The organism is Streptomyces sp. DH37 (assembly GCF_029813835.1).
Taxonomy (GTDB): domain Bacteria; phylum Actinomycetota; class Actinomycetes; order Streptomycetales; family Streptomycetaceae; genus Streptomyces.
The window spans coordinates 1-399 of the sequence record NZ_JARVKV010000234.1; the positions used below are offsets into that span (position 1 = coordinate 1).

Consider the following 399-nt stretch of genomic DNA (forward strand, 5'->3'; position numbering starts at 1 on the left):
GCACCTACGCGCGGGAAATCACCACCACCGAGTTCGGCTGCGGCCTCGAAGGCCTGTTGCAGCTGCGCTCCGACGCGGCCGAGCTGACCGGCATCCTCAACGGCATCGACGAGAGCTGGGACCCGCGCTCCTGCGCCCAGCTGGCCCAGCAATTCGGCGCCGGCGACTGGGTCGGCAAGAAGGCCAATGCGGATTACGTGCGCAAGCAGTTCGGGCTCGCGGTGTCGCGCGGCCCGATGTTCGGCATCGTCGCGCGCCTCGTGCACCAGAAGGGCATCGACCTCGTGCTGGCGGCGGCGGACGAGATCGTCGACGCCGGCGGGCAGATCGTGGTCACCGGCTCCGGCGAACCCGCGCTCGAGCAGGCGCTGGTCGATGCGCATCGCCGCCGCCCTGATG

At 70.7% G+C, this 399-nt stretch carries 1 pseudogene; it reads left to right on the top strand.

The features are described 5' to 3' along the window. Positions 1-399: pseudogene (gene glgA / locus QC029_RS31485) on the top strand (starch synthase); the annotation flags it as partial.